Below are 7,345 nucleotides of genomic sequence, written 5' to 3'. Positions count from 1 at the left end.
CCTTCTCCCACAAGGGGAGAAGGATTTATCGAATGAGTTATTTATAGAGATAATACATGGCAATGACATTTCATCTTGATATCGTAAGCGCAGCAGCCCAAATTTTTTCGGGCTTAGCAGAGATGGTCGTTGTGACCGGGTCTATGGGAGAACTGGGTATTTTGCCGGGCCATACCCCTTTGTTAACCTCTATCAAACCTGGATTTATCCGTGTGGTATTGCAGGGTGGCAAAGAAGAAATTTTTTATCTCTCAGGTGGGATGCTGGAGGTTCAGCCGCAAGTAGTGACGCTATTAGCAGATACCGCGATCCGTGCCGATCATTTAGATGAAGCTGCAGCTCAAGAAGCCAAAGAACGGGCTGAAAAAGCATTAACTGACAAGAGTGCTGAGTTTGAATATGGTAATGCCATGAGTGAATTAGCAGAAGCAGCTGCGCAATTGCGCGCGATTAAGGAGTTACGTAAAAAAGCTCATCAGGCATAAAGCTTGTTCTCAAAATTATCCTCTGCCTTTTTCCTTCTCCCACAAGGGGAGAAGGATTTATGTAGTACGATCTTTACCGGAAAAATTTTATGACATTAAGCGTAGTAATTTTAGCTGCCGGTAAAGGTAAACGTATGCGCAGCGGCCTTCCCAAAGTATTGCATACTTTGGCAGGTGTGACCTTGCTTGAGCGTGTGGTGCGAACTGCCAGCAGCTTGGATCCTGAAACGATTTATGTCGTCTATGGTAACGGTGGCCAATTAGTGCGCAGCGAAATGGCGCACTTGGATGTGCAATGGGTAGAACAGCCCGAAGCGTTAGGAACCGGACATGCCGTGCGCCAAGTGCTTCCACATTTAAATCAGGATCATCAGGTTTTAGTACTCTACGGTGATGTACCACTCATTTCTAAAGAAACCCTCAAACAACTGCTCGATAATACCCCAAAAAATGCCTTGGGTTTGGTCGTGGCAGAATTAGAAGATCCACAAGGCTTTGGGCGTATCATACGCAATGAAATGGGCAATATCGTCGCCATCGTTGAGCAAAAGGATACTAATCCTGAACAGCAAAAAATTACCGAAATTAATACTGGCATCCTGACCACCTCTGCGCGCCATTTAAAAGAGTGGTTGCCGCGCTTAACCTCGCATAATTCCCAAAAAGAATATTATTTAACTGATATTATCGCGATGGCGGTTGCAGATGGTTATTCGGTAGGTGGCATTTTGGCGCGTCGTCCCGAAGAAGTGCGCGGCATTAATAATCTTTCAGAACTAGCGAGTTTAGAGCGTATTTACCAGCGCCAAAAAGCTTATGAGTTGATGATGGAAGGTGTCACTATTGTTGATCCTGAGCGTTTTGATGTACGCGGAGAAGCCATCGTTGCAATGGATGTGTGTATCGATATCAATGTGATACTTGAAGGTAAAGTTTCCATTGGCGCTAATAGCGTGATTGGACCGAATACCGTGCTGCGCAATGTGGAGATTGGTGAAAATGTCAAAATAGAAGCCAATTGTGTCATTGAAAATTCCAGCATTGCCGATTTTTGTACGATAGGTCCGTTTGCGCGCATCCGTCCAGGTAATCGAATTGATCAACATGCGCGGATAGGTAATTTTGTTGAGATGAAAAATTCTCAATTAGGCGAAGGTAGCAAGGTGCCACACTTGAGTTATATTGGTGATGCGGTTATTGGTAAGAACGTGAATATGGGTGCAGGCACTATCACCGTAAACTATGATGGCATTAGTAAACATCAAACCATCATTGAAGACCAAGCATTTGTCGGCTGCGATAGCCAATTAATCGCCCCTGTGAAAATAGGTGAAGGCGCTTACATCGCAGCGGGTTCTACTATCACTACCAATGCCCCAGCACATCAGCTGACTGTTGCCCGCGCAAAACAGCGCACAGTGGAGGGTTGGAAACCTAAGGCGAAAAAAACGGTTGAATCATCATAGAAATAAATAGGCGAGGTATTGAAAATGGCAGAACAACAACAAGAAATACCTGAGGAAATTCGTAGAGTACAACAGCGAATAAATCAATTGGAATGGTATTCAAGTATAGCTCTTGGTATTCCCTTCTTAGCCATTCGGCTTGGGTTTCAATCGCTTGATAGTGGGATCAAAGCAGCGTCATCAGATGCGTCTAATGATTATCTAGCCGCAAGTGGAACTTTTTTCGGAACGGTGGTTACAGGATTCATTTGGGCGAATCTTCCGATCAAACAATGGCATGAAGAGCTTGGGCTTTTAAGGACTCGGTTGATTTTTTTGCAGAGGGAGAATCAAGAACAACAGCAATTAGGTCTGCAGATAGAAGGACAAGGAGAAGCAGAAGCAGAACAACTTGAAATTAAAGAAGAGGGAAGAGCTGGGTCTCCTTCACCTCGATCCACACCTGGTCCCACCCATTCTCTACGTTTTGGGTTTTCACGGCCTGATTTTAAATCCCCATCTGAGCTTGAAATGCCTTTATTGAGAAAAGAGGGAGAAGAACAAGATGAGGCGGCGCAAGCTTTGCTTCACTAAAATCAATGAATATTTTCTATGGCATTGCTATAACCAAAATCGCTTAATACCAATTTTATTAGCAGCTTTAATTAAAGCGGAATCTAAAGTGGCGATGGGAAGTTTTTCGCGCACAGCTAATTCCAGGTAGGCGTCATAAATGGTAAGCTGTAAATCTCGCGCCAATTCAAAAACAGTGTCAAAAACTCTATCATTTACTGTGTAATCTATTTCAATAGTTTTTACGAATGGATTCAATGGCTAAGGCGATAGGATCTTCAGTAATGGCTGGTATGAGTATAGCAATAGTGCGTCCATGTTTGGTGATTGCTACAGATTCACCCATTTTTTCAATACTGGCAAGTATTTGAGAAAGGTGAGTTTTTGCTTGAAAAGCGCCTATAGATTTCATAAATGTATTCTCTTTGTCATCTAATTAAACTGGTTTATTTATATTTTAGACCAGATTTTTTATTAAGGTGCAAAATTTATTGGAAATTTTTATGAGAATGGTACACGTCCCTATCCTTCTTAACTTGATTGATGCATAATCCAGCAAAAAATCCACTTGGAGATTTGATTTTGTCTACTATTGAAGAGTCCTTGGCTTTGATAAAGCGCGGTGCTGTAGATGTTCTGCCTGAACAGGAATTAATTGAACGCCTAAAAACTGGGAAACGTTTGCGGGTGAAACTGGGCATGGATCCGACTGCGCCTGATTTACATCTGGGGCATACGGTGGTCATTAATAAATTACGCCAATTTCAAGATTTAGGGCATGAGGTGTTGTTTTTGATTGGTGATTTTACCGGCCGTATCGGTGATCCGACCGGCAAAGATGAAACACGTAAGCCGCTCACCACTGAAGCGGTTATGGAAAATGCTCGCACTTATCAGAAACAAATCCATAAAATTCTCGACCCAGAAAAAACGCAGATTCTGTTTAATTCCATGTGGATGAAAGATAAAAGTGCCGCTGACTTAATTGCTTTGGCTGCTACGCATACGGTAGCGCGGATGCTGGAGCGCGATGATTTCAATAAACGTTTTACTGCCCATCAGCCGATTGCCATTCATGAATTTCTTTATCCGTTGTTACAAGGTTATGATTCTGTTGCCATGCAGGCGGATGTGGAATTGGGAGGCACAGATCAGAAATTTAATTTACTCATGGGTCGGGAATTACAAAAACATTTTGGTCAACCGCCACAGATTATTATTACGACGCCGCTTCTGGAAGGTTTAGACGGGGTGCAAAAAATGTCAAAATCGCTGGGCAATTACATTGGCATTGATGAAGCGCCGGAAAATATTTTTGGTAAGGTCATGTCAATTTCCGATGATTTGATGTGGCGTTATCTGGAATTATTAAGCTTCACACCGATGGCGGAAATTGAATATTGGCGTAAAGAAGTGCGTGCTGGGAAAAATCCGCGCGATATTAAAGTGGATTTTGCTAAAGAGTTGGTGACGCGATTTCATAGCAAAGCCGCGGCGGAACGTGCTTATGAAAATTTCATCAAACAGTTTCAGCGCAATGAAATTCCTGAAGATATTCAGGAGTTAGTGGTTAAAGCTGAAGGCGGCGTTATGTTGGTGGGTAATTTGCTAAAGCAAGCGAATTTAGTTGCCAGTACTTCTGAAGCATTGCGAATGATTCAGCAGGGTGCGGTGAAAATTGATGGTGAGAAACTGGAGGATGGGCAGCGTAAAGTGGTTCGTGGGGAAGAGCATATTTATCAAGTAGGTAAGCGACGGTTTGCTAAGGTGCGCGTGGATTAGGTGTTTTAAGGACACCTCTAGAAATTAGAGATTTTCGCTCAAGACAAGGCGGATTAGATTTTAACTGGAGTTTATACGGGAATAAATGAGGATTTTAAAATCTAATCCAGCGCCGTATTGAGCGAAAAGATCAATTTCTAGAGGTGCCCTTAAGACACCCCCTTTTTAAAAGGGGGTGTCTAACAAGCCTAATAAGTCTCCCCATAATCAAAATAACAAGTTTCAGCGCTGGCAGTGCAGATTTCTTGTGCCGCATTGGTTGGGTCGATTTTCCAAGGTCCTTTAAGAGGTTTAGGAACTTGTCCGTATTTTGATTGTTGAACTAATGTAATGGCATTGCCATATTCGTCAACGTAATAACAAGTGGTTGCTCCGCCAAGCGGACCTGAATAGGGAACCCATCTTGCTGCAGTAAAGCTGGCGGCTTTTGCATGTTCTTTAGGGATATAGTTATCTGGATTGCTGCCTTCATACCAGCCATAATAAGGCGCCCAGCTGCAATGTCCATTATCGCAAGTGTATCTGACAGTCTCGGGCGCCGGGCAATTTGCTAGTATGGCGGGGCAGATAATAAATAACAAAGCGGAAATAAGATAATTAATAATTTTCATAGCAGCACCTTTTAAATAAGAATGAGTTGACAGAAGTGTGCTGATAAATAGAGGCGGAATTCACTAGGTTTTCGACAGGTGATGAAGCTCTAATTTTTTATTCCCGTGAAAGACAAAAAAATAGACAGGGAATTGATATTGCAGAAATCATCTACCAATAGTCGATATTTCCGTCCTTAGAGCCTTAAGATATTTGAATGTCATGCGCTACTAAAAATCAGCGGCCGCTGAAGAAATTAGCAACACATACAACAATTAAAATGCATTTTAAAAATTTGTGAAGAGATAATAAGAGAAGATGTTGAGGGTGAAGAGAATGAGGATGCATGCAAAGTTTTCATATTTCAATACCTCTATTTTATTTTTAGACATCTAACAAAATAACAGGTAATTTGTCAGTAGGCAAGAGACTTGATTATCAGTGATAATAAAGACATCCAAAACTAATCGGAGCAATCCCAGATGGAAGAAAAAACCTACCCTACAGCGGAAAAAACTTACATAAATCTTGAGCAATATCAGACCCTGTATAACTATTCCATCAGTGATCCAGAAGGTTTCTGGGCAGAACAAGCCTTAGAGTTTATTTCCTGGTTCAAACCCTGGGAACAAATCAAAAGCGGTGATCTTCAACAGCATAATATGCGCTGGTTTATTGGCGGTAGTCTAAACGCCTGTTACAACTGCGTTGATCGCCATTTAGATACCCGTGGCGATAAGATTGCCATTCTTTGGGAAGGCGATGACCCTTCACAAACCTTATCTTTGACTTATAAAGAGTTGCATGCCCGAGTCTGTCGTTTTGCCAATGTATTAAAACAACAGGGCGTGGTTAAAGGGGATAGGGTATGTATCTATTTGCCGATGATTCCCGAAATGGCCATCGCCATGCTAGCGTGTGCGCGAATTGGTGCAGTGCATTCCGTAGTTTTCGGCGGTTTTTCTCCAGAATCGTTACATACCCGCATAGTGGATGCGGACTGCCATGTGGTAATTACGGCAGATGAAGGATTGCGCGGTGGAAAATTGATTCCCTTAAAAGCCAATACCGATCAGGCATTACAACTGGGAACGGATGTCAAGCGCGTCATTGTAGTGCAGCATAGTGGCAATCCTGTATCTATGCAGGCGGGGCGCGATATTTGGTACTTTGAAGCCATGGAACAAGTACCGGCGGATTGTCCGGTTACAGCCATGGATGCACAGGACCCACTATTTATTCTTTATACTTCCGGTTCAACCGGTAAACCCAAAGGGATAGTCCATGCAACAGGTGGTTATCTGGTTTATGCGGCGATTACACATAAGTATGTGTTTGATTACCATGAATACGATATTTATTGGTGTACAGCAGATGCAGGTTGGATTACCGGACATTCTTATGTGATTTATGGTCCGCTGGCTAATGGTGCCACTACAGTAATGTTTGAAGGAATGCCGAGTTATCCTGATTATGCGCGCTATTGGCAGATTATTGATAAATACAAAGTCAATATTTTTTATACTTCTCCCACGGCGATTCGGGCTTTACGCCATGAAGGTGATGATTGGGTGAGAAAAACCAGTCGTCAAAGTTTGCGGCTATTAGGCACAGTAGGTGAGCCTATTAACCCGGATGTTTGGGAATGGTTTTATGAAGTGGTTGGAGAGCAACGTTGTCTAATTGTGGATACTTGGTGGCAGACAGAAACCGGTGGTATCTTGATTTCACCGTTACCGGGTGCTACCCCATTAAAACCTGGATCAGCAGCGTGGCCGTTTTTTGGGATTGAACCTGCAATTGTTGATGATGAGGGGCATGAAATCACCGATGATAAACCAGGTAAATTGGTGATTAAACAACCCTGGCCGGGTTTGGCAGTGGCGATTCATGGTAATCCAGCGCGTTATGAAAATGCTTATTTTAAAGAGTTTCCAGGCAAATATTTAACCGGAGATGGCGCGCATCGTGATAGGGAAGGTTATTATTGGATTACCGGACGCAATGATGATGTGATTAAAGTATCAGGCCATCGTCTGGGTACGGGTGAGGTTGAAAATGCTTTACTGACACATCATGCGGTGTCAGAAGCAGCCGTCGTTGGGGTTCCGCATGAGATCAAAGGTCAAGGGATTTATGCCTATGTCACCGTCCAAAATCATGTGACACCGACTGAGGCGTTAAAAGCAGAATTGCTGCAACGGGTGAAAGTGGTGATAGGCAGCATTGCTATTCCTGAGCATATCGAGTGGGCGAAGGGATTGCCCAAAACCCGCTCGGGGAAAATTATGCGACGTATTTTACGTAAAATCGCCTGTGATGAAGTGGAAGATTTGGGTGATATTTCGACTTTGGCTGAACCGAGTGTAGTGGATGATTTGTTGGCTAGCCGTAAAAGAGCTACAAAATCTTAAATAGCTCCCAATTCTCACCCCCTTTAAAAAGGGGGTGAGACTTCATTTAAATATC

Annotated in this window: 8 protein-coding genes; 5 read left to right on the top strand and 3 right to left on the bottom strand. The window is 43.0% G+C overall.

Annotation, left to right across the window (positions count from 1 at the left end; translation table 11 throughout):
• Positions 1-56 precede the first annotated feature (56 nt).
• From VHE99_00550 to VHE99_00540, 3 genes are all read left to right on the top strand, one after another.
• Positions 57-485 (top strand): F0F1 ATP synthase subunit epsilon, encoded by a 429-nt coding sequence (locus tag VHE99_00550; GenBank protein ID HVV67517.1) that lies wholly within the window; start codon positions 57-59, stop codon positions 483-485.
• An 89-nt stretch (positions 486-574) separates the two neighbouring features.
• Positions 575-1,951 carry a bifunctional UDP-N-acetylglucosamine diphosphorylase/glucosamine-1-phosphate N-acetyltransferase GlmU gene (glmU, locus tag VHE99_00545; GenBank protein HVV67516.1) on the top strand — a complete coding sequence of 459 codons (1,377 nt, stop codon included), beginning with the start codon at positions 575-577 and terminating at the stop codon, positions 1,949-1,951.
• Positions 1,952-1,975: 24 nt separating this feature from the next.
• Complete coding sequence (locus VHE99_00540) at positions 1,976-2,524, top strand: hypothetical protein (protein ID HVV67515.1); 549 nt, start codon at positions 1,976-1,978, stop codon at positions 2,522-2,524.
• Positions 2,525-2,551: 27 nt separating this feature from the next.
• On the opposite strand, the gene VHE99_00535 is transcribed toward VHE99_00540, so the two are convergent.
• On the bottom strand, positions 2,552-2,761 hold the full coding sequence (locus tag VHE99_00535; GenBank protein ID HVV67514.1) for a type II toxin-antitoxin system VapC family toxin: 210 nt from the start codon (positions 2,759-2,761) through the stop codon (positions 2,552-2,554).
• Positions 2,736-2,915, bottom strand: coding sequence for a type II toxin-antitoxin system Phd/YefM family antitoxin (locus tag VHE99_00530; protein HVV67513.1), 180 nt, complete (start codon positions 2,913-2,915; stop codon positions 2,736-2,738). The genes VHE99_00535 and VHE99_00530 overlap by 26 nt, the downstream gene beginning before the upstream one ends.
• Positions 2,916-3,085: 170 nt before the next feature.
• On the opposite strand from VHE99_00530, the gene tyrS reads away from it, so the two are divergent.
• On the top strand, positions 3,086-4,285 hold the full coding sequence (gene tyrS, locus VHE99_00525; GenBank protein HVV67512.1) for a tyrosine--tRNA ligase: 1,200 nt from the start codon (positions 3,086-3,088) through the stop codon (positions 4,283-4,285).
• 188 nt (positions 4,286-4,473) lie between these two features.
• Here the strand turns inward: tyrS and VHE99_00520 are convergent, their stop codons facing one another.
• The gene (locus VHE99_00520) at positions 4,474-4,896 is read right to left on the bottom strand and encodes a hypothetical protein (GenBank protein ID HVV67511.1); all 423 of its coding nucleotides are present in this window, start codon (positions 4,894-4,896) and stop codon (positions 4,474-4,476) included.
• A 462-nt stretch (positions 4,897-5,358) separates the two neighbouring features.
• Here VHE99_00520 and acs point away from each other — a divergent pair, with 462 nt between their 5' ends.
• Positions 5,359-7,290 (top strand): acetate--CoA ligase, encoded by a 1,932-nt coding sequence (acs, locus tag VHE99_00515; GenBank protein ID HVV67510.1) that lies wholly within the window; start codon positions 5,359-5,361, stop codon positions 7,288-7,290.
• The last annotated feature ends 55 nt before the right edge of the window (positions 7,291-7,345 follow it).

Source organism: Gammaproteobacteria bacterium (assembly GCA_035546635.1).
GTDB lineage: Bacteria > Pseudomonadota > Gammaproteobacteria > JAURND01 > JAURND01 > DASZWJ01.
The sequence above is the reverse complement of the archived record's forward strand: the minus strand, read 5'-3'. Positions and strand labels throughout refer to the sequence as shown.